The sequence below is a fragment of the Parabacteroides chinchillae genome, assembly GCF_900108035.1.
In the GTDB taxonomy this organism is placed as follows: Bacteria; Bacteroidota; Bacteroidia; order Bacteroidales; family Tannerellaceae; genus Parabacteroides; species Parabacteroides chinchillae.
Window position 1 is genome coordinate 43105 of the sequence record NZ_FNVS01000006.1, and the last position, 22319, is coordinate 65423.

Sequence of the window (22319 nt, forward strand, 5' to 3'; positions counted from 1 at the left end):
CCTAACGGATAACCAAATCAGTAATAGCTGTTGCTTTGGCATATTCATTCAGGCTTTTAATAAGCCTTTCCCGGCAAAGGATAAGTTCGCTACGCAAGACTGAAGAAGTAAGCGAAACATAAAGTACCTTATCGCGTACATATATATTACGTGTATAATGCAAAACCATTGGGCCCAGCACCTCTCCCCAAGCACGTTGCACGCGGATTTCGATCATTTTCTCATACAGTTCGGTATTATCTTCAAAAAAGTCACGGAGAACCTCTCCTATCGATTGTGTATTTTTACGCAACATACATTATTCCTCCATTGGTTGAATTTCACCCTGTTCCACCTTAAACAATGCATAATCATGATGCATAGCCGATAATATTTCATCCAGATATTTACGGTTCGTATCCGTAATAAAAATCTGTCCGAATGTGTCATTACTCACCAACTTGACAATCTGCTCAACACGGGCGGCATCCAGTTTATCAAAAATATCGTCGAGCAACAGTATAGGCGTTGTATTGCCTTTTCTGGCAAGAAATACAAACTGCGCCAGCTTCAAAGCAATAAGATACGTTTTGTTCTGGCCTTGCGAACCGATACGACGAATCAGGTATCCTCCCAGTGTCATTTCGAGTTCATCTTTATGAATGCCCGTCGAGGAATAACCAAGAATACGATCCCGCTCACGGTTATTCAATAACATATCCGCCAGGTCTCCCTCCTCCAGTTGGGATGCGTAACGTAATCCAACCTGCTCTGCAGACTGGCAGATCGTTTGATAGTATTCATTAAAGATAGGGGTAAATTCGTCTACCAAAGATTGGCGTTTTTCCCTAATCATCCCGCCATACATACCCATTTGCATCTCGAGCACTTCGTACAAAGAAGCATCCTTAGATTGGTTTTTTAATAATACATTACGCTGTTGCATGGCTTTATTATACTGTATCAAAGCATGAAGATACTGCTTATCTTGCTGGGAAATAATAACATCCAACAAGCGTCGTCTTTCATCACTCCCGCCTTGGATCAATTCCGAATCGGCCGGAGACACCATCACGAGAGGCAAAAGGCCTATATGCTCCGAAAGCTTGTCATACTCTTTTTTATTCCGCTTAAACTGCTTCCGCTGGCGACGGCGCATAGCACAGAATATATCTTCTTCCCGCCCTTCATAGTCATAAAAACCTTGAATCACGCACAGTTCTTCATCATTACGAATAATTTGATTGTCCGGTGTATTGATATGACTTTTACAGAAAGACAAATAATGGATAGCATCCAGTAAGTTCGTCTTACCCATCCCGTTATTGCCAAAAAAGCAATTCATTTTGGGAGAGAAAGAAACTTCCGACTGAAGAATATTTTTGTAATTAAGAATAGAAAGCTTTTTTAATATCATCTGTACCGCATTAATCGTACAAAATTAAAAAATATACTTCTAAGTATAGATTATATCAGTAAAAAAAACTACTTTTGCGCTTTGAATTGCCAAGTTCATAATTACGGCATTAAATCAGTGATAAAATTAATAAATAACTATAACACATTATGGCTACTAAAGAAAAGGACACCAACAAAGAGTTAGAAGTGGAAGAAATTGTTTCCAAATCGGAACAGTTTATTGAAAACAACTCAAAGAAAATTATTTACAGTATAATAGCTATTGCACTCGTTGTTGGAGCTGTTTTGGGAATCAGGCATGGTTATTTAATTCCTCAGGAAAAGAAAGCCGCAGCTGCTATATTTAAAGGTGAACAATACTTTGCAAGAGACTCTTTTGCATTGGCATTGAACGGTAACGGTTCTGATTATGAAGGCTTCGAAGCTATCATCGACCAATACGGAAGCACCGATGCTGCTAATTTGGCAAAAGCATACGCCGGTATCTGCTATTTTAAGCTTGGAGATACGCAGAAAGCATTGGATTTATTGAAATCATTCAGCTCAGGCGACAACATGATTTCACCGGCCATCACAGGTCTTATCGGAGATTGTTATGTAAACATGGGTAATGTTAAAGAAGGCATCAGCTACTTTGAAAAAGCTGCAAAACAGGCAGACAACGAAGTAATAAGCCCGGTATATCTGAAAAAGGCAGGTACTGCTTACGAAAGTTTAAAACAATACAAAGATGCAGCAAAAGCATACACATCTATCAAAGAAAAATATGCTACTTCAATGGAAGCTGCCGATATTGAAAAGTACATTATTCGTGCTACTGCATTATCTGAAAATTAAAAACGGAATACATAGTTAATATAACAAACAAGAGGATGTCTCAACTTATAAGGCATCCTTTTCTTTTAAGAATACAATTATGGCTACAGCTTATCAGAATTTATCGGATTACGACTTCAACAGCGTTCCTGATGCATCAGAAATGAATATTGGTATCGTAGTTGCAGAATGGAACAAAAACATAACTGAAAAATTGCTGGAAGGTGCTTGCAACACATTGGAAAAGCACGGAGTAAAACCGGAAAATATCGTTGTCAAACGCGTTCCGGGTAGTTTTGAACTGACTTTTGGTGCCAAAAGATTGGCCGAATCTAAAGAATTAGACGCTATAATTGTTTTAGGATGCGTTGTAAGAGGAGATACTCCACATTTTGACTACGTATGTTCTGGAGTTACCCAAGGCATTACAGAACTGAATCTTATGTACGATATTCCTTTCATCTTCGGACTGTTAACTACTGACACCATGCAACAATCAGAAGATCGTGCCGGTGGAAAATACGGAAATAAAGGAGATGAAGCTGCTATTACAGCAATAAAAATGATAGATTTTTCTTGCAAATTACAAAATTAATAGTACCTTTGCACTGCAATTAAAAGCAAGGGGGCAGTTACCAGAGTGGCCAAATGGGGCTGACTGTAACTCAGCTGGCTTTCGCCTTCGGTGGTTCGAATCCATCACTGCCCACCCTTATTTTATGCAACTTGCGGAAGTAGCTCAGTTGATAGAGCATTAGCCTTCCAAGCTGAGGGTCGCGGGTTTGAGCCCCGTCTTCCGCTCTTAAAGAGGAAAACTTTTCAGTTTTCCTCTTTTTTTTATTCCTTTTCCACGAATGTCGCTAAAATAATATATATCTTAGCCCCATTAACAAATAAAAAACAAATACGATATGAGACCCACAAAATGGATATCTGTGCTGCTGACCGTTTTAATGCTGGCCAGTTGTGCTTCCTATAGAATAGAAAATCAAATGCACAAGATTGAATTAGGTATGTCCAAAAAGAAAGTAGTATCTGTGCTTGGTAAAAACTACGATACAGTTGGAGCCAGTGTAACACCGGACGGCTCTTTTGAAAGAATCAGCTATCCCTTTGCTAACATACTAAACGAAGAAGGTTATTACATTTTAAGTTTCAAAGACAATGTGCTTGTTGAATGGTTCAAAGAAAAAAAGCTAAACCGGAACCATTATCACGAACATTGAATTATATCCAGTTACTATTCTCTTTCTTTAGCAGGTCGTCATTATGAATGCTCCGCATCACTTTCTTAACGCTCGTTTTTAAATCACCGAAACGATAAGAAACCGAGATTCCAAAAGTATGGTTCCAATCTTTATTAGCCAGAACAGACGAAAAGCAAAGGACCGCTATTATCATTCAGCTTCGGATTCCACAATTACTCGGGAACTAAAAAGGCGATTGTCTCCGATCTGAACAAAGCTTTACCCTATACAATCATGCAAAACTCCGAACAATGGCTATCTCAAGACAATTTGCAGACCTATTCCAAATTATCCGATCTTTGGGAAGTCCGTTAGCTATAGAAAGTCCTTATAAAGATTTGATCGGGGCAAAGCATATATCCTCGAAATAAAAGAGGAATTAAATTACCGGGGATAATTCCTTTTAGGATTCTTCGGGAACCAACCTTTTAACACGCGCTCTTCTTGTTCAAATATCTCTTTTATTGTCCAGAAAGAAGAAAAGGCAAATACCCCGAATATAGCAGAAAGAAATACGCTCTCTATAAATAAAGAGGAAACAGTTCCAGCTATCCCCAAAACAAGGAATATCCACCAACATTTGGTTCCCCAGTAATATTCGGCTTTTACTACTACCGGATGGAATAATCCGATAATCAAGAAGGTTACAATACCTATCAGCAAACCATCAAAATTAATTGATTCCATATTCATTATTTTTCTAATATAAACTTTATTTGTAAATCAAAGATACGAAGATAAAGCATATATAAACAATAGATTCTTTTTATCTTATGATTGACAGATCATAATGTCCGGCCAAAAACAAAAAAAAAGACACCCGGCAATTCATGTCGGATGTCTCTCATATCGTTATTGAAACGTATTTTTATTCTGCCGGCTTTTCTGCAGGAGCTTCTTCAGTTGCAGCTGGCTGTTGAGCCGTTCCAAAATTAGGAGCAACTGTATTCGGATCTATTGTTACAGCATTTTCAATTTGTTGTTTGATCTCTGACTGACTGGAATGTTCTACTCTAGGAATAAATGAAGTAATAACAATACTCAAAACTATTACAGTTCCAGCCAAAGTCCATGTAGCTTTTTCCAGAAAATCGGTAGTCTTACGTACCCCCATAATTTGGTTAGAAGAAGAGAATCCTGAAGCCAAACCGCCTCCTTTTGAATTTTGAACCAATACAATTAAGATTAACAGTATTGAAGCGATTAGGATTAAGATAGAAATAAATACGTACATCTTAGTTTTATTTTTTAGTGTTAATAATCAATTTTTCCAAAAATCTAATTTGATCTGCAAAGTAAATATTTTTTTCCGGATATTTCAAGTTTAAGTTTTTAATTATTTGTAACGCTTTCTCATATCGCTTTTGTTTAACATAAATATGAGCTAAAGTTTCCGTAAAATAGGAGTCATCCAACGGTTTAAGATGTGCTTCTTCCAATTCATCCGATGAATCAGAAATATCTAAACTCTCATCTGCAGACTCTATATTTAATCCACTGCCAGGAACACGTTGTTCTTCATTTTTGATAAAAGAATCAATCAGGTCATGATGCTGCAATTTTGCAACCGGTTCATTGTTCTCATGTTTTTCATCTGTTTCGGAAAGAGACCAATAAATATAATCCGAAGAAACAGACGGTTGGAACAGTAATGTATTCTCCGTCTGTTGTCCGTTATCATCTGCGCTTGAAGACAAGAATGCTTCTATTAAAGAAAAAGAATCATCTTTTTCAAAATCGTCTTTTATAGAAGAATTATTTGTTTTTAATCCATAAAGTTCACCCTTAACCAAAGCAAACATTTTTTTTCGGTCAGGAATATGAACTGCCATCTTTTTTAACTCCGAACCGAAACATATATCATTCAACACAGCAAGATTCTTCAAATATAACATTCTTGCCGTATGGAAATAAGGAAAATCATCCACAATCTGTTTTAAAACAGGAAGCGTTTCTTCCGACAACGAAGAAGGATTCTCCATTAAACGATATAGTTCCGCCGTATTCATCCTTACCAGTTAGCTACCGTTGCATTATAGATTTGATCTACCAGTTCATCTACAATCTCTTTACACAAAGAATCCTGTATATTTTGCAACATCACATTACTGTCAAATTCACGATATGCAGAAAAAGTTTGTTCAAAGTCATCATCCGGAGTAACCCGGTTTGAATAACGAACACGAACCGTAATTGTCAAACGTGTTTGAGACGCATAAGCATCTTCTTTCACTGCCATAGGCGTCAGTTCATAACCAGTTATCTCACCTTCCAAATCCAAATCGCCGTTGCTCCGTACTAATTGTAAACGGGTCTGACGTATGTAAATATCCTTCAATGTCTCTGTGAAGACCTGTGATAAAGGAGGATATACCAAAGCTGCCTGGTTGGGAAAATCTTTGATGGTTATTGTTTTAATCTTTGTATAATCAATAGAAGCGCCATTAAATTTATACGAAATAGAACATGCCGTAACCAATGCGGTCAAAAGACAAAAGAATACTATTATTTTTTTATTCAACATATTACTCCAGATTATATTCTTTAATTTTACGATACAATGTACGTTCTGAAATTTTCAAGTCGGCAGCAGCATTCTTACGACGACCGTTATGTTTCTCTAAAGCTTTACGAATCATTTCCTTTTCAACATCTTCCAAGGATAATGACTCCTCTTCTTCTACATCTTCTGCTTCTTGTATCGGCGCATGGTGTACCTGATGAACCGGATGTATAGGATGAGCATATGATGATTCTTCCGGAACAGGCATTTGTATATTTCCTCCCATTATGTCATGCACTAATTTCTTTAGTTCGTTGACATCCTTTTTCATATCAAAAAGTACCTGATAAAGAATCTCCCGTTCACTGTTGAATATCTTTTGATCATTGTCTTGTTTTACCAGTACCGGATATTTCTCCAAATTCAAATTAGGCAGATATTGGCGTAATATATCAGCCGTAATATCTCTGTTTTCCTCAATTACTGAGATACGTTCGGTCACATTCTTTAATTCGCGCACATTCCCAGGCCAACGATAAGTTATCAGTAACTGACGTGCTTCATCTTCCAAACGGACAGGAGGCATTCTATATTTCTCTGCACAATCTCCGGCAAACTTACGGAATAACAAAGAAATATCTTCTGTGCGTTCACGTAATGGAGGAACCTGGATAGGTACCGTACTCAAACGATAAAATAAATCTTCACGGAATTTTCCTTCGGATACGGCCTGTATCAAATTTACATTGGTCGCCGCAACTATACGTACATTTGTTTTCTGAACTTTTGAAGAACCTACTTTAATAAACTCCCCTGTTTCCAATACGCGTAACAAACGAGCCTGTGTAGGCATGGGAAGCTCGCCCACTTCATCTAAAAATATGGTTCCACCATCAGCTACCTCAAAATATCCCTTACGGTCGGCCAACGCCCCTGTAAAAGAACCTTTTTCATGACCAAACAATTCTGAGTCAATAGTACCTTCAGGAATTGCACCACAATTTACTGCAATATATTGTCCGTGCTTACGGGGACTATTCTGGTGTATGATTTGAGGGAAAGTTTCTTTTCCCACACCACTTTCACCTGTAATCAAAACAGATAAATCGGTCGGAGCAACCTGCAGAGCCACATCAATCGCACGATTCAAGGCCGGGCTATTACCAATAATTCCAAAACGCTGCTTTATCTGTTGCACGTCTATTTTTAACATCATATTTATTAGATATCTGTAATTATTTCAGTTTATCTGCCAAAATTACAAATCTTAATCCAAACTTCCACAATAGAAAGCAGAATCTAATAGTCGTTTCTTATTTTTTAGCACCGTAAGTACGGTTATACAAAAATTCGGCTAGCTCCTTATCGTCTGAAATATTTTTTATCTCCTCTGGAGAAATTGGTTCACCTATATAAACATCAGCCGTCTTACCACGTTTATTAAACGCTTCTGCAGGTATACGCAATGTCCTTATTTTCCAACTGATATTTCCCAGCCAATAAAAGAATTTCGAATTCAGAAAATCAAAATATACAGGATAAACCGGAACATTTGATTTACGAATCAAACGTATGACACTATGAGTCCAAGGCAAATCTTGTATTCTTTTTGTATCTTTATTATAAAAGGAAATTGCTCCGGCCGGAAAGAAACCCATCGGATGCCCTTCTTTCAAACGTTGTAAAGAAACACGGACTCCATTAACATTAGCTGGATTTGCTCCTTGGTTATTGGAATCCGGTACTACCGATACGAAATTATCATCCATCGCTCCGATCTTGGAAAGAATACCGTTTACCATCACTTTAAAATCCGGGCGGCGAGCAGCGAATATATCAATCAACATAATACCGTCCAACGATCCGATCGGATGATTGGAAACTGTACAAAAAGCACCTTCCGGCAAATGGTCTAAAAGCCCTGCATTATGAACATTATATTTAATATCAATCAGCGGATCGCCCAACAAAGATGTTGTAAACTCAGCCCCACGTAATGCACAATTATTAGCATGTACTTTATTAACTTTGTCCACACAAAGCAACTTGATGACCAATTTCCCTAAGAAAGTTCCAACGGGTCCTTTAAAAAACGGGACCATTTCCTGTAGGTCATATATATCAACTACACTTTTTTTCATAATTCCTATTACAAGAAAGATGCGCACATCTTTTCATGCTTCTTCATTGCAATAGCCAAAACAATATTCAGCACGATTAGTTCATACAAATAATAAGCCCAAACTTGTCCAGTCAGCACTATAATAAACATGACTATAGTACGTCCGTTAAATGTTAGCAAATCTATAAGACGCATAAGTTCACGGCTCTGCTTACGAAAATTAATCCTGATATCTTCAGGAATATTATCTCCATATTCAGCATGTAAACGACATAGCATTTGTTGCAAAGTCGGAGTTGCTTTTACTTGCAGCAGGGTATACCAGCGATATAAGAAATAAAAAGCCTTATTAATACCATATTTCATTTCTTTGTGCTTGGCCTTCACCTGTTCTAAAGATTGAAATTCGGCTCCTTTATCCTTACTTATAAAATAAAGATGAAGTGTTTTGTAATAGTCAGTAATATTTGCTTGTATCAGATGAGAGAGTCCGGATAATACGGCCAAAGCAAAAAACCAGTAAGTTCCATAATCGTGCGCCAACCGCAAAGCGAAACCCACATATATACAAGTAAACCAGATATCTCCGGCAAAACCATCCAAAATACGTCCAATTGCCGATTTAATGCCAGTAAGACGTGCCAGCTGCCCATCTACACAGTCCAATATATTAGCAAATACAAGCAATAAAATTCCTATAATATTATACGTCAAATTATCGTGGTAAAACATAAATCCGGTACCAGCCCCTACAAAAATAGAAACAACTGTTACCATATTCGGTGTAATCCTTGTACCACGAAGCATCTTGGCAATACGAAAACCAATAGGACGATAAAATATCTTGTCAATTACATTTTCAGTCTCTATTGATTTTAACGAAGCCTCGTATTCTTTATCCAAATTACTCATTTGTTCATTATTTATATGAGTAGCCACCATCAACAACGACTATTTCGCCATTAAAGTAACTATTTTCTATCAACATTTTATAGACTTCAGCCAACTCGTCGGGATCACAAAAACGCCCTAAAGCGATCTTATTTTCTATATTCCGCCGTATCTTCACTGGTTTCGTTTTCTGCCATTCCGTATCAACAAAGCCGGGAGCCACAGCATTTATCCGTAAGTCATATGGAGCTAAAAACTTAACCAAATTTTTCACTAAAGCGTGAATCGCACTTTTAGTCACACCATATGCCAGAGATACGGAATGAGGTTCAATACCCATTAAAGAACCGGTAAAAACTATCGATCCTCTTTTATTCATTAAACCAACAATACGCTGTAGAAGAAATACAGGAAAATGAATATTCGCAAAAAATACCCGCTCCCATTCCGGCACCGACAATTCTTCAAACGGATCACGGCAAGTCATGCCTGCATTAAATACAATGGCATCTAACCGAATGGATTGGTCTGTCAAATACAGATATATGCTTTCTATGGAATTACAATCGGAAATATCAGCTTTCAAACTGCTGACTTTTACATCATAAATCGCCGAAAGTTCCTCACAAACCTGCGCAGCTTTTATACAATCCGAGGCATAAGTCAACAAAAGATTATAACCCGATTTGGCTAAACAAGAAGCAACCGCCTTACCAATACCCTTTGTGCCTCCGGTAATTAAAGCATATTTCTCCATGAAGTGTATTCTATTCTTTTTCGCTAAAGCCTTTTACGGATTGAGGCTTCGCATTACGTTGAGATTTAAGATTAGCTTCGTATGAATCATGAATGGTCTTTTTCAGATTTGAAGAGGAAACGCCTGTTCCATAAGGAAAATAAAAAACTTGAACTCCCAAATCTTTCAAATAGTCATATTTACCATACCAATCATCACCAACAACAAATGCATCGATATTTAATTTTTTGACAATTTCCGAATGATCCAACGAATGTTGGGGAATTACGATATCCGGTGTTTTCAAGGCTTCTATAATCTGAAGACGTTCATTAAACGGGATTATCGGACATGCCTTGTAAGAAGATACTAATTCATCCGTACTTACACCTACAATCAAAATATCCGCCAGGCTACGGGCATAATTAATCATCCGAAGATGATTGTAATGAAACATATCAAATGTCCCGGAAGTATATACTATTGTTTTATCCTTAAACATGTCGCTATTTTAATTTTGAACCGCAAACTTACACAAACTTTTCCTATCTAAAAAGTATAATAGGAAAAAGCATGGATTTCATTCTATCCATGCTTCTTTTCTTTTAAATATCACCGGATTCTTCGTCCTTCGTCAAATCTAGTTTTTCATTATCGCCTCCCTTGTCAAAGTATTGCTTACGGAGAGGGTTTGCTGTCGCTTCAAAATATCGTATCCGATTACGATATATATCCAAAGCCACATACAAAGCCTGACGAAACGATTCTTCAGAAGCCAGGTTCTGTCCGGCTATATCATAAGCCGTGCCATGTGCAGGAGAAGTACGGATAATTGGTAAACCGGCAGTATAATTTACACCGTCCTCCATTGCCAAAGTCTTAAACGGAGCCAGTCCCTGGTCATGATACATAGCTAAAACACCATCAAATTTATCATACATACAAGAACCAAAGAAGCCATCGGCGGCATAGGGTCCAAAAGACATCACACCTCTTTTTTCGGCCTCTTGCATAGCCGGTATAATAATCGTTTCTTCTTCATTTCCAAGCAAACCAGCATCTCCGGCATGCGGATTCAATGACAATACAGCAATTCTGGGTTTTACTATTCCAAAGTCTTGCTTTAATGACTGATTAAATATACGGAGTTTACTTACAATATCTTCCTGAGTTATGGATGAAGAAACCTTTGACAAAGGTATATGTCCGGTAACCAAAGCAACACGAAGAGTATCATTCATCAATATCATCAGAGCTTTCTTTCCTAAACCGCCAAAACACTCTTCCAAATATTCCGTATGTCCGGGGAAATGGAAATCATCATTTTGGATATTATGCTTGTTAATCGGAGCCGTCAGTAATACATCAACAACACCTCGCTTCAGATCCATTACAGCAGCCTCCAATGACTTAAATGCAGCTTCTCCTGCCACAGCAGTTGACTGAGCAAGCTCAACCTTTGTCTCGTCATCCACACAATTGATGATATTTACGCGATTTACACCAGCTTCTTCCGCCTTGGTAATAATATTCATATTGACAGGAGGAAGCTCTAAAGCTTTCCTATGGTATGCCGCGATCTTTGAAGAACCATAAATAACAGGTGTACAAAGTTCAGCAACACGGGCGTCCGAGAATGTTTTCAGTATCACTTCATATCCGATACCGTTTATATCTCCGTGAGTAATCCCCACTTTAATCAATCGTTCTTCCATATATAATATGTTTATTTCTTTTGTTCAGGAACATCAAGCGGATCACTTACCGGCTTGTCAAATTCCCCTGGCAAACGTAAAGTATATAATGCCGCTTCTATACGACGTATAAAATTACGCTTACTTGTCTCAGGTGCAAAAACAAAACCTTCAGCAACCACAACCCTATTATTCTTTTCATCCAAACGGATATGGCTTACAAACGGCCCTCCCATCATATCACCTCGCATTTTCCATAAACCGCGTAACACTCCGCAATATTTACCATTAACAGTAATTGGTTCATAATGAACGCCCCCCAGGGTTTCTGTTGCCATATAAGAACCTGGGAATGCACCCGGCAGATTAGCCTTCAACACAGAATCGCGCTTTGCTACCAGATAATCGGCTGTAAATGTATCCGGATCCGTATAGGGGAATGTGTAAACGACTAAATCTGTGCGTCCTGTATTTGCATTATTAGATGCCCAGAAAAAGTTTGTCGTATCCTTATAATAAGTCATATTTTCTGGTGCATTCAACATTACGTCAAAATCTTTCTTCAAATGCTCCATTACAACAGAACTATAATTCTTTTCCAACTGAGCAATCGCGCGGTTCATTTCTGCTTCAACAAAGAAATTGGCCAGTTTATTTTTATTAGCGGTCAAATATTCAACAATACTTTGTGCATCCGGAGCTTTTAAAGTCAGCACGACTTGTCCTTTTGCCCAAGGATTATTTTCATAGCTTAATGAAACTTTCGTATAAGTAGACGGATTAATTTTAACAATCAATATATTACGTACAAGCTTAAGCAATCCGTTAAAATCTTTAGGTTGAGCATATGTAATTTTAAGAGAAGGCTCCGACTGAGGAAGGCCAGGCACCGGAGATTCCAGGTCAGCCTTGATTATCTCACCTGCTTCCCCTTTCCAATCCTTTTGATCCATTACGACAATAACTTCATAAGCAAGCCCAGTAGCCTGTGTCATCACCGGACCGGAACTACAAGCCCCTAATAATACCAGGAGCAACAAACTGGCAATAAATAAATGTGTTTTCATACCCGTTATGTTTTATATAATACAAATGTAATCCTTTTCTGTCAAAATACCGCCTGTTTAATCTTTTTGCTTGTTTTTTGCAGTAGATAACATCCCGCAAGCAGCAAAAATATCCTCTCCCCTGGAAGCACGGATAGTACAGATAATGCCTTTGGAGTTCAACATATCCCTGAACAATTCCATTTTACCCATGTCCGAACTTTCCAACGGTACATCCGGTATTGCATGAAAACGGATCAGGTTCACCCGGCAAGGTATTTCTTTTAATAAACAAGCCAACGCTTCCGCATGTTTCAAACTATCGTTCAAATCTTTAAAAACAATATATTCAAAAGAGACACGTCTTTGATGCGTAAAATCATATTGCTTTATCAATTCCAGCACATCATGAGCCGGAAAAGCTTTCTCTACAGGCATTAAAGACAAACGTTCTGCAGAATAAGGGGAATGTAAACTAACCGCCAAGTGGCAATCACTTTCATCTAAAAAGCGTTTCAGTCCCTTTGCTCCGATTGTAGACACGGTAATACGTTTCGGACTCCAGGCATATCCATAAGGGGCTGTTAATATTTCCAGCACTTTAAATAACTCGCCTACATTGTCCAACGGCTCTCCCATTCCCATAAAAACGATATTTGTCAATTGTTCGTTTTCCGGCAATGACTGTATCTGATTCAATATTTGATTCGAAGTCAAATCAGCAGTAAAACCTTGCTTTCCTGTCATACAAAAAAGGCAATTCATTTTACATCCAACCTGAGACGACACGCACAATGTTGCCCTATCTTCCGTAGGTATATACACAGATTCAACAAAACGTCCCTCCCCTACCTGAAAAAGATATTTTATAGTACCATCTACCGACTTCATAAAATCCGATGGAGCCATTGCTCCAACTTCATAATGATTTTCAAGCCAAGAACGTTTAGCTGCAGCAATATTTGTCATTTCAGCTATTGAAACAACTTTCTTCTTATACAACCAATCAGCCATTTGCTTTGCCGCATATCCAGGCAATCCTGCTTCCGAAGCAACCTCTTTCAATTCATCCAGAGTCATACCCAGCAAACGTTTTTTTCCGTTCATTCCGTATTAATCTATTATTTTATTTTGCAAAGATATAAAAAAGCTGCCGTACTCTATATGAGCACGGCAGCTTTATCACAGGCCATATACTTAAGCCTTATATCTTCATCCGGTATTAATAAAAACGGATACGGTTATCTTCTATTTTTGCTTTATTTACCAAAGCCTGTATAGCCTGGAATCCGATTCTGTATGAGTTTGCTGCATCTAAAGCACGAACTTCACTTACTTCATTATATTCTTTATTTTCCTTATTCTTCGCAAAAACATCAAATACATATACACCGTTGTTTCCTGCAACCGGAGCACTCAATTTACCTTCCGGAGTTAAAGAGACCATTGCATTCAACTTAGGTTCTACACCCATACCGGCAATACGACGTGTTCCAAAGCTAATAAATTTAACAGAGTCAACAGAAGTTCCCATAGTCTGAGCATATGCATCCAAAGATGTCAGATTTTTAGCAATCAAATCACTAACAATCTTTTCGCCTTTCTTCTGATTGATCAACTCTGCTTTCAATACAGGAGCAACCATATCAACAGGACGATATCCTTCAGGCAGCGAACCCTGAACTGCAGCAATTACAAATTTATTGTCACATTCAAAAATTTCAGAAACCTTACCTTTATCATTCTGGAATGCCCAACGGATAACCGGACGAGAATTCTTGATTGTTCCCAACATCTGATTGTCAGCTGTTACCGTTACATCTGAAATAATACTATAACCGGCTTCTTTAGCAGCATCATCCAATTTAGCAATATCACTGTTCTTTGAAATAAATTGATTCAACTCATTATAGATATTGCTGTAAGTCTTTGAACTTGCAGATACAGACATATCTATATCTGCAACTTTATATTTATTCACATTAGCAGTTTTGTCTGTTACTTTAACAATATGTGTACCATATAAAGACTTAACCAACGCAACATTATTTACCGGAGTTGAAAAAACAGCATTCTTAAATTCCTCATTTACACCTCTCAAAGCAGTAGCTTCTGTAAACCAGCCAAGTTCGCCACCCTTTTCGGCAGCCTGATCTGCAGAGAATTGTTTTGCCAATTCTTCAAAGTTTCCACCATTCTTCAATACATTCATCAAACTATCAGCCAAAGCAGCTGTTTCCTTCTCTGCTTTACCTGCTAACATAATATGGCTTACTTTTACAGAATCAGGTGCATTTGTTTTGTCAACCAGCTTAAACATTCTGTACTTGTCATTTTCAAATACTGGTCCATATACAGCACCTACTTCGGCTGTTGTTGCAAATTGTTTCAACTCAGGATCAAAAGCAGAAGCCGTAAAGAATGCATCCATATAAGGCACCTCTGAGTTTTCGTTTACCAAATCGGCAACTTTTGCAGAAGAAATTAATTCCTCCTTCAAGCTTTCAATATCAGCCTGAGCTTTGTCATAATCTTCTTTACTAGGACGAATGTCTACAGCAATGTATTTAACTACTTTGCCTTCTTTCTGTTTAAACATTTCCTTACGCTGGTTATACAGCTTTTCAATTTCACTCTTACTTACCTGTACTGCAGAATCAGGAATTGTTGCATAAGATTGCATTGCATATACAATATCCGAACTTTCTGCATTTTCATTAAATGCTTCTTTTGCATCCAGCATATTAGCAGAAATCGCCTTACTCAATAAAGTAGTATATTTATCTTCCAAACGTTGACGTTTAATATTCTTTTCCCAAAACAACCAGAAATTTTTAGCCTTAACTATTTGAGCTTGCTGATCGGCCGGATAGTTAGCCAAATTATCATCACTGATAGTTTTCAGGAAATTCAACAATGCTGTTTTATCAAATGCTCCTGTTTGGGGATTTGTAAACATCTGCATTTGTTGAATCAGCGGAGAAATATTTTCACCCTGAACCATATCAAATAATTCTTCAGGAGTCACGACCATGCCTAATTTAGCTGTAGCCTCATCCAGAACGATCTCCTGAACAATAGCATCAAATACAGACTGACGAATCTGTGACATATATTCTTCAGGCAAACTATTCGAACCAGTCTGCATTTTATACATCTCGGCCATTTCGTCTACACGTGCCTGATAATCCTGAATCTTAACAACTTCTCCGTCAACTTCCGCAACTCTTTCCTGAGTTTGTCTGAAATAAGTAGAACCAGAGTTCAAAAAGTCTCCAATAATAAAAGCAAACAATGCCAATCCCACAACAAGGACCAACAAACCTGCTTTGCTTCTAATTTTCTCCAGCGTAGCCATTTATCTTTATTTATTTTTTAAAGTTTATTATTTCTCATTTAAGGGCACGAAGATACGAAAAAAAGAATTTGTCACATCATTTAATCCTTTTTTTTTCATCATTCAGCCACTTTCATACGCACAAGTTCTATTTTAGTTGCCGTAACCTTTATGATTTTGAATGTGTATTTATCAATGACCACCGATTCGTTCAATTTCGGAAATCTCTGATAAAAATGAAGAATAAAACCCGCAATAGTGACATAATCGTCCGATTCCGGCAGCTCCAGTCCAAACATTTCGTTCAAAGTATCAATTTCAATTCTACCGGATAAAAGATATTCGTCCTCTCCTACTTTTTTAGCGACATGAGATTTCATATCATGTTCATCCTCTATTTCACCAAAAATTTCTTCTACCAAGTCTTCCAAGGTCACAATACCCGAGGTTCCCCCAAACTCATCCACAACGACAGCCAGGCTTTTCTTATCTTGCATCAAAACCTTCATCAACTTATTGGCGGCCATTGTTTCTGGAACAATTGACACACTACGAATACTTTCTGTCCAGTCTTCCGGATGTTTAAACAATTCGGATGAATGGATATAGCCTATAATATCGTCAATATTTTCGTTATAAATTAATATTTTAGAAAGTCCGGTTTCTATAAATTTTGAGCGCAGTTCATCTATAGTAGCAGACGTATCACATGCTACAATTTCCGTACGAGGCACGATACAATCCCTTAAACGGACATTCGAAAAATCCAACGCATTCTGAAATATCTTCACCTCCGTATCCATATCAGAATTTTGCGGAGCATCTTCTATGCTTTGCTGAATAAAATAATCCAAGTCAACTTTACCTAACGTACGGTCGGATGAATCTTTCAGATTTTTCACTCCTCCCAATTTCAAAAAGGCAAAAGATAGCAAAGAAGAAAATTTAGAAACCGGATATAGAATTACATATATAACAAAAAGCGGCACCGAGAATATCTTTAATGACAAATTCGGATTCAGCTTAAATATGGTTTTCGGAATAAACTCTCCTGTAAACAAAATCAACACCGTAGAAATAACAGATTGTATAAGTACAATCAAAGCTTCGTTATCAACAACTTTTGCGATATAAGGTTCAAGCAACATGGCCATTTGCAGACCATATACAACCAAAGCAATATTATTGCCAACCAGCATCGTTGAAATAAACTGGTTCGGATTATTATAAAAAACATCTAATATCTTACTTATAAAACTTTTATTCCGTTTATCAAGTTCATACCGTAACTTGTTGGAAGAAATAAAAGCGATTTCCATACCTGAAAAAAAAGCAGAAAATGCTAATGATATTAGTATATACGGTAAAGCATTCATTTACTTACTTTTTAAAGGAATCATTGTAGACATTGGCATATCCTCTTCCTGTGTTTTTTCTTCTAATTTTTCTTCCAAAGGTGTTTCCTGTAAAGGTTGATTTGTCCGAATACTATCAGCCGGTGCTTCTTTCACAGGGAAAATGCCTGTCGAATTAAATATTTTATATTTAGTCATATCCTGATTAGACTCAAAACCGACACCTGTAATTACCTTATCTACCTGTTCTATCCGGATATATTTATCAGAATATACCTTTCCTTGCTTTTCATCCCAATATAGCAATGACGTTTGAAAGTGCTCACCTTCTAAATTCTCTATTGCAACATTGCCAATTAATTTCCACAATCCTTTTTTATTATAATAATAAGCCGTATCAGCCTGTACACTTGCTTCCGTATGGAAAGTCGTATCAAATTTTTCTATATACAGACCTTCAGGGAAATACCAATAAGGTTCGACCGCCTTGTCAAACATCAACCACTCTTTAGCTTTCACGCTATACCGGGTTATTCCGGAATCCGATATAAGGCTTGCCACTTCCGTCGTCTTCATTGTATATGTTTGATTCGGATCAAACTCCACATCTACAACCTCTTTATTTTCTTTTGAACAAGATGCCGAAAATAAAAGAAGCATAACAACTATCACCGGGATAGTTGTTATGCCTTTATCTTTATTCGTTTTACTAAGAAAACGTGATCCAACCATAATTATCTAACAGTTGTACGCTCTCCGATCCAGCCGCCGATTGTAATACTCTTTCCTTTTTCCAAATCAGGATGCATGAAAATTTCTTCGGTAGACGGCAAGTGAGCACGGTAAGTATTAATCAATGTATTAGCTTCATCAGCCACACTGGGATCAACCTGTTTTGCTCTTTCAAACTTGTCAATTGCAGCATAATACACGGCTCTTACCATTACAGGGTCATCCGGATAAACAGACTTAGCTGTTGCCGCATACATTTTACCTATCAACATTAAAGGAGCTCCTGAATTAGGATTCAATTCCAAAGCCTTCTGACAATATTGTCTGGACTTTGAATAGCTATTCTGTTCAAAGCACAACAAAGCAATCATATAATAATCGTCTGCCTTTGCTGAATTATCAGTTTCCATATTAGCAGCTTCTTCAAAATACTTAATAGCTTTATCGTAATCTTTTGCCTTAACAGCCTGCTTGGCAATACCTATAGCAGCTTCAGCACTCGGTTCCAGTTTATATGCATAAGCAGAAGCAGCAAAGTAAGCATCAATCTCCTGGCAACGAACACGTCTTAATAAAGCAATAGTCTCTTTCAGGAAAGGAAGATTATCTTTGTTTTCATCAATCTTAGCTGCATACAGATTCTGCAGTGTTTCACAATCGGCAGCACCGCTACTTGCAAAACCGTTATCCACGCCACTCTTTATCGTAGTAATCGCCGCAATTTCTTTTGCGTTATTTGCAGCCTGGGCAGCATTCAATTGTGTTTCCAATATTTTTGAAACTTTCAAATAATCCTGAATATATTGTTCCTTGAAATTCGGATCTGCCATCAATTTCTTTAACGCAGAAAAAGCAAACAATGAAACACCCAGAATCTCCGTATCGTCGCCTTTTTCATTAATAATTTCATTCAACCAGTTATAGACAGTATTAAAATCGGCATTTTCGCCCATATACTGCAAATAATCCTGGGCCTTACGCGAAATAATCCAGTCCTTGCCATAACGTTTGTCGTTCCCGAAATATTTAACACGCTTATCATAGACAGCCATCAAATCATTGATAAGAGCCTGTCTTTTTGCAGGATCTTTTTCGTTTTCAATCTGCCATCCTACAATTCTCACACCATATAAATAAATATCCTTTGTTGCAGCAGGACATTCATTATACGCAATTTTCCATGACTCCAATGCATCCTTATAGTTTCCTCCTTTAGCATAAGGAACAAATAAACTGATATTGGTTATGCATCGAACACTATCCTCACCTGATCCGAACTGTGTACCATTATCCACACCTTTCTGTGCATATGCACCTAATGCTCCTATCGAGCATCCGATTGCAAGCAATAATACTTTGATCTTCATATCTATTTTTATATTAAAGTTAACTATTTAATTAATCGACTTTTCGTTTAAAGAACCATAATTCATTAAATGTATAGTTCACTGTAAACCGGAAATACTGTTCATTAATCATAGTCTTCACTTCGGGACGAATCTTTACATATTCAAAAGATACATTCACAAATGAACGGGAATCCACTAATGGCAGTCCAAAACCGACACTTGCACCATATTCGCCATAGCTACCGCTGGCATATCCATTATCTTCCGTCTGGTTAATCTTCAGATAAGAATTACTATAATGGAAACCTGCGCGATATCTCACCTTTGCCAGGAAATTATGATTTTGCACATCCGGTATAAATTCGCCACCTACAGCTACACGGATACGATTTTTAAAATCATCTTTACTATCAAAAAAACGGGCTTTCCCCCATTCTTCGTATAAGAAATCAGCCGCCAAAGTTAATTTATTTTGTTTTACATACGAAATACCCGCTCCGTACGAATTAGGTAAATCAAATGCCTGATTCGTTATCGTATCAGCAACATTATCAACCACGCCTCCACTGGATGTTACCTTTTGCAAAGTATTATAAGATTTTGCATTCAAATGGTTATTCGGCGAATAAGCAAAACCCACTGTAATATTTTCGGTTGCACTTATCGGATGAGTATATTGAATACCAAAATCCAATTTATAATCCCGCACCTGCACCTCTTGCGTACGGACTATATTATATCCCGGACTTGGAAAAGTAACATTTTGTTCATGCGTAATGTTTCCAAATAAATATCCGGCATTTAAACCGACAGCCAGTCTTTTCTTCCACAGATCGACAGAAATACCTCCATATGCTTCTGTCAAACCTCCTTTTCCCACATAAGAAGCTACGGCATCCAAACCATTATCTTTATTATTGATTTTACTTCCGTATTTATATCCTACATAAGAATAAGGCAGCATACCTACACTCATAGCAATACGCCTGGAAATAGGGAATTGCATTGCAATGTACTCCACGTTACCATTTACATTCTTTTGCCTGTTTGTTCCGTCATCATACCAGGATAATTGCGCGGATGCACCAAAGTCAAACAAAAAAGTAAGTGAATCCATACTACTGTAAGAAGCAGGATTCATAGGATTTATCTGTTTTGATGAACGTAATCCATAACCAATACCACCCATTGCACGTCCGGCGCCAAACGAGCGGTCAGCCAGTTCACCATACCCAAAACGAGTATAAGGTGAATTAGTATTGTTCTGTGCCATTAAAGACAACTGAGTAAATATAAGAATGCTTGTTATTACGACCTTATTAATTTTCAACATTATACTCTAAGATTCTATTTAATCCTGTCAACACTAAATTAATGTCTGCAAAGATGGAGTTTTTTAGTCTTCTTTCAAAATAAAACGAATGACCGCCTGTTAAAAAAACCAAAAGTTCAGGATATTTCACTCGTAGCTCTTCAATGTATCCGTCCATCTCGTAAACAATTCCATTCACAACTCCGGCCTGTATTGCCGTTTCAGTAGAGGTTCCCAGCATAGGAACATTGTCTTGCTCGGTAACTAAAGGCAACTTCTTCGTAAAAAAGTTCAAGGCTTTAAAACGAGTCGTCATCCCCGGAGATATGTTCCCCCCCAGATAAATACCGGAAGCTTCAATTAATTCGTAGGTAATAGCTGTCCCTGCATCTATTACCAGTATATCTTTTCCCGGCTGCAGATAATTTGCTCCTACAACTGCAGCTAAACGGTCTTTGCCCAAAGTAGCCGGAGTTTCATATTGCACAGAGACAGGCAGGGCTACATCTTCATTCAAAAACACAAAATAACGCAACTTACTTCTCAAAAAAGCAAGCAATTCTTCATCCGTATCGACTACTGTAGATAAGATACCTTGCGTCAAGTCGTATGCCTCCATAAGCGGAGCTATAACCGAAACACCGAACTCTTTATATACAAAAGATGCTTCCATCTTTCCTTTATTATATATAGCAACCTTCGATGACGTGTTCCCTTGTTCTATGATAAGATTCACTTCGCTGATATTTTCCGCAAAGAAACATAAAAATGACGAGATAACAACAAGAACAAATAAAAACATTACATTCAAATCCAAAACTAAACCGTAACAAAAACTGTTTAAGCCGAAAATTATTAATATAAAACGCGCTTCCCATAACCGGTTATCTGGCAGCCGTAGTTACGATTCTGGGAGGTATATTTCTTTTATCATCATCTCCGGATCCATCTTTGTTTGTTGCCGGACATGTAATATGCGGAGTTGGACTGATTACTGCCTGTGTAGCTACAACTGCAACCTCATCTACCCGTTTTACCTTAATTCAGGTAAATGCAAAGACAGATGACCCGCATATTCCTAAGCCCTCTTTTTCAAAGAAACAAGCAGTATCACTTATCCTGGTTGCTGTTATTATAGCTTTAGTTGCCTGGATATGGGCATTTCAACTATTATCCGGAAGCGGACAACATTCGCAATATTCTGTAGCAGGTCATGTAATGGTTGGATTGGCCTGTATATGTACAAGCCTGGTAGCTCTGGTAAGTACCATTGTCAGACAGATAAGAAACACTTATTCCGACTTTGAGCGGAACTGGTGGCCCGGATTCGTACTGTTTTTCGGCACATTAAGTATTTTCTGGGGATTAATTATCATGGGGACATATGACCCGGCTGAAGCAACTACCGGATATATCATGGTTGGACTCGGATTGGTTTGTTACAGCATATCCAGTAAAGTTATCCTTTTAGCCAAAATATGGAAACGGGAATTCAAATTAGCCAACCGTATTCCTTTAATACCCATATTCACAGCACTAGCTTGTTTTTTTCTATCATCATACTTATTTGATTTAGCCGAACTGAGCAGCAATTATTTTGTCCCGGCCAGAGTACTGGCCAGTTTAGGAGGAATTTGTTTTACACTGTTCTCTATCGTTAGTATATTGGAGAGTGGTACATCTTCCCAATAAAGCCGGCACGTTTTATCTTTTCATATCCGTATATTTATAAAAAAGATCGGAACAAATTATTCTTTTGGGCAGGTAGAATTTAATTTTGC

At 37.7% G+C, this 22319-nt stretch carries 24 protein-coding genes, 2 tRNA genes and 1 pseudogene; 6 read left to right on the top strand and 21 right to left on the bottom strand.

The window, feature by feature from the left end; all coding sequences use genetic code 11:
• Position 1: 1 nt before the first annotated feature.
• Together C4S38_RS05915 and recF are read right to left on the bottom strand one after the other, a co-directional pair.
• Positions 2 to 295, bottom strand: a complete 294-nt coding sequence (locus C4S38_RS05915; protein ID WP_103982952.1) for a DUF721 domain-containing protein — start codon at positions 293 to 295, stop codon at positions 2 to 4.
• Positions 296 to 298: 3 nt separating this feature from the next.
• Positions 299 to 1396 carry a DNA replication/repair protein RecF gene (gene recF / locus C4S38_RS05920; protein ID WP_103982953.1) on the bottom strand — a complete coding sequence of 366 codons (1098 nt, stop codon included), beginning with the start codon at positions 1394 to 1396 and terminating at the stop codon, positions 299 to 301.
• A 149-nt stretch (positions 1397 to 1545) separates the two neighbouring features.
• Here recF and C4S38_RS05925 point away from each other — a divergent pair, with 149 nt between their 5' ends.
• The 5 genes from C4S38_RS05925 (at position 1546) to C4S38_RS05945 (ending at position 3440) form a co-directional block, all read left to right on the top strand.
• A complete protein-coding gene (locus C4S38_RS05925) occupies positions 1546 to 2235 on the top strand; it encodes a tetratricopeptide repeat protein (protein ID WP_103982954.1) in 690 nt (229 codons plus the stop codon).
• Between the two features lie 79 nt (positions 2236 to 2314).
• Entirely contained in the window at positions 2315 to 2809 is a 495-nt protein-coding gene (ribH, locus tag C4S38_RS05930) for a 6,7-dimethyl-8-ribityllumazine synthase (protein ID WP_103982955.1), read from the top strand.
• A 31-nt stretch (positions 2810 to 2840) separates the two neighbouring features.
• Positions 2841 to 2923 (top strand) — tRNA-Tyr (locus C4S38_RS05935).
• Between the two features lie 19 nt (positions 2924 to 2942).
• Positions 2943 to 3015, top strand: a tRNA-Gly gene (locus C4S38_RS05940).
• 110 nt (positions 3016 to 3125) lie between these two features.
• The gene (locus tag C4S38_RS05945; RefSeq protein WP_103982956.1) at positions 3126 to 3440 is read left to right on the top strand and encodes a hypothetical protein; all 315 of its coding nucleotides are present in this window, start codon (positions 3126 to 3128) and stop codon (positions 3438 to 3440) included.
• A 1-nt stretch (position 3441) separates the two neighbouring features.
• Here C4S38_RS05945 and C4S38_RS15795 read toward each other — a convergent pair whose 3' ends face one another.
• The 19 genes from C4S38_RS15795 to C4S38_RS06040 form a co-directional block, all read right to left on the bottom strand.
• Entirely contained in the window at positions 3442 to 3615 is a 174-nt protein-coding gene (locus C4S38_RS15795; RefSeq protein WP_160034648.1) for a hypothetical protein, read from the bottom strand.
• 230 nt (positions 3616 to 3845) lie between these two features.
• Positions 3846 to 4148: a DUF4491 family protein gene (locus C4S38_RS05955; RefSeq protein ID WP_099464044.1), complete on the bottom strand. Its 303-nt coding sequence runs from the start codon at positions 4146 to 4148 to the stop codon at positions 3846 to 3848.
• Between the two features lie 181 nt (positions 4149 to 4329).
• On the bottom strand, positions 4330 to 4695 hold the full coding sequence (secG, locus tag C4S38_RS05960) for a preprotein translocase subunit SecG (protein ID WP_103982957.1): 366 nt from the start codon (positions 4693 to 4695) through the stop codon (positions 4330 to 4332).
• Between the two features lie 7 nt (positions 4696 to 4702).
• Complete coding sequence (locus tag C4S38_RS05965) at positions 4703 to 5470, bottom strand: hypothetical protein (RefSeq protein WP_103982958.1); 768 nt, start codon at positions 5468 to 5470, stop codon at positions 4703 to 4705.
• A 2-nt stretch (positions 5471 to 5472) separates the two neighbouring features.
• Positions 5473 to 5985 (bottom strand): LptE family protein, encoded by a 513-nt coding sequence (locus C4S38_RS05970; RefSeq protein ID WP_099463245.1) that lies wholly within the window; start codon positions 5983 to 5985, stop codon positions 5473 to 5475.
• 1 nt (position 5986) lies between these two features.
• Positions 5987 to 7177 (bottom strand): sigma-54 interaction domain-containing protein, encoded by a 1191-nt coding sequence (locus tag C4S38_RS05975; RefSeq protein WP_103983058.1) that lies wholly within the window; start codon positions 7175 to 7177, stop codon positions 5987 to 5989.
• Between the two features lie 100 nt (positions 7178 to 7277).
• Positions 7278 to 8105 (bottom strand): lysophospholipid acyltransferase family protein, encoded by an 828-nt coding sequence (locus C4S38_RS05980; protein ID WP_103982959.1) that lies wholly within the window; start codon positions 8103 to 8105, stop codon positions 7278 to 7280.
• An 8-nt stretch (positions 8106 to 8113) separates the two neighbouring features.
• Positions 8114 to 8998: a CDP-alcohol phosphatidyltransferase family protein gene (locus C4S38_RS05985; RefSeq protein WP_103983059.1), complete on the bottom strand. Its 885-nt coding sequence runs from the start codon at positions 8996 to 8998 to the stop codon at positions 8114 to 8116.
• Between the two features lie 7 nt (positions 8999 to 9005).
• Positions 9006 to 9734, bottom strand: coding sequence for an SDR family NAD(P)-dependent oxidoreductase (locus C4S38_RS05990; protein WP_103982960.1), 729 nt, complete (start codon positions 9732 to 9734; stop codon positions 9006 to 9008).
• Positions 9735 to 9744: 10 nt separating this feature from the next.
• Positions 9745 to 10215 carry an adenylyltransferase/cytidyltransferase family protein gene (locus C4S38_RS05995; protein ID WP_099463248.1) on the bottom strand — a complete coding sequence of 157 codons (471 nt, stop codon included), beginning with the start codon at positions 10213 to 10215 and terminating at the stop codon, positions 9745 to 9747.
• Positions 10216 to 10318: 103 nt separating this feature from the next.
• A complete protein-coding gene (pdxA, locus tag C4S38_RS06000; RefSeq protein ID WP_103982961.1) occupies positions 10319 to 11428 on the bottom strand; it encodes a 4-hydroxythreonine-4-phosphate dehydrogenase PdxA in 1110 nt (369 codons plus the stop codon).
• An 11-nt stretch (positions 11429 to 11439) separates the two neighbouring features.
• Positions 11440 to 12474: a DUF4837 family protein gene (locus C4S38_RS06005; protein WP_103982962.1), complete on the bottom strand. Its 1035-nt coding sequence runs from the start codon at positions 12472 to 12474 to the stop codon at positions 11440 to 11442.
• Between the two features lie 57 nt (positions 12475 to 12531).
• A complete protein-coding gene (gene rlmN / locus C4S38_RS06010; RefSeq protein WP_099463251.1) occupies positions 12532 to 13560 on the bottom strand; it encodes a 23S rRNA (adenine(2503)-C(2))-methyltransferase RlmN in 1029 nt (342 codons plus the stop codon).
• Positions 13561 to 13675: 115 nt separating this feature from the next.
• On the bottom strand, positions 13676 to 15811 hold the full coding sequence (locus C4S38_RS06015) for a peptidylprolyl isomerase (protein WP_103982963.1): 2136 nt from the start codon (positions 15809 to 15811) through the stop codon (positions 13676 to 13678).
• Positions 15812 to 15909: 98 nt separating this feature from the next.
• Positions 15910 to 17166 carry a hemolysin family protein gene (locus tag C4S38_RS06020; RefSeq protein ID WP_103982964.1) on the bottom strand — a complete coding sequence of 419 codons (1257 nt, stop codon included), beginning with the start codon at positions 17164 to 17166 and terminating at the stop codon, positions 15910 to 15912.
• Positions 17167 to 17877 carry an LPS export ABC transporter periplasmic protein LptC gene (lptC, locus tag C4S38_RS06025; RefSeq protein ID WP_103982965.1) on the bottom strand — a complete coding sequence of 237 codons (711 nt, stop codon included), beginning with the start codon at positions 17875 to 17877 and terminating at the stop codon, positions 17167 to 17169. It lies immediately after the preceding gene.
• A 2-nt stretch (positions 17878 to 17879) separates the two neighbouring features.
• A complete protein-coding gene (locus C4S38_RS06030) occupies positions 17880 to 19244 on the bottom strand; it encodes a tetratricopeptide repeat protein (RefSeq protein ID WP_103982966.1) in 1365 nt (454 codons plus the stop codon).
• A gap of 31 nt (positions 19245 to 19275) precedes the next feature.
• Complete coding sequence (locus tag C4S38_RS06035) at positions 19276 to 20559, bottom strand: hypothetical protein (protein WP_103982967.1); 1284 nt, start codon at positions 20557 to 20559, stop codon at positions 19276 to 19278.
• Complete coding sequence (locus C4S38_RS06040; protein ID WP_234999301.1) at positions 20546 to 21274, bottom strand: type III pantothenate kinase; 729 nt, start codon at positions 21272 to 21274, stop codon at positions 20546 to 20548. Before C4S38_RS06040 ends, C4S38_RS06035 begins: the two co-directional genes overlap by 14 nt.
• Positions 21275 to 21408: 134 nt before the next feature.
• Here C4S38_RS06040 and C4S38_RS06045 point away from each other — a divergent pair.
• Positions 21409 to 22230 (top strand): annotated as a pseudogene (locus C4S38_RS06045) (DUF2776 family protein); the annotation flags it as partial.
• Positions 22231 to 22319 lie beyond the last annotated feature (89 nt).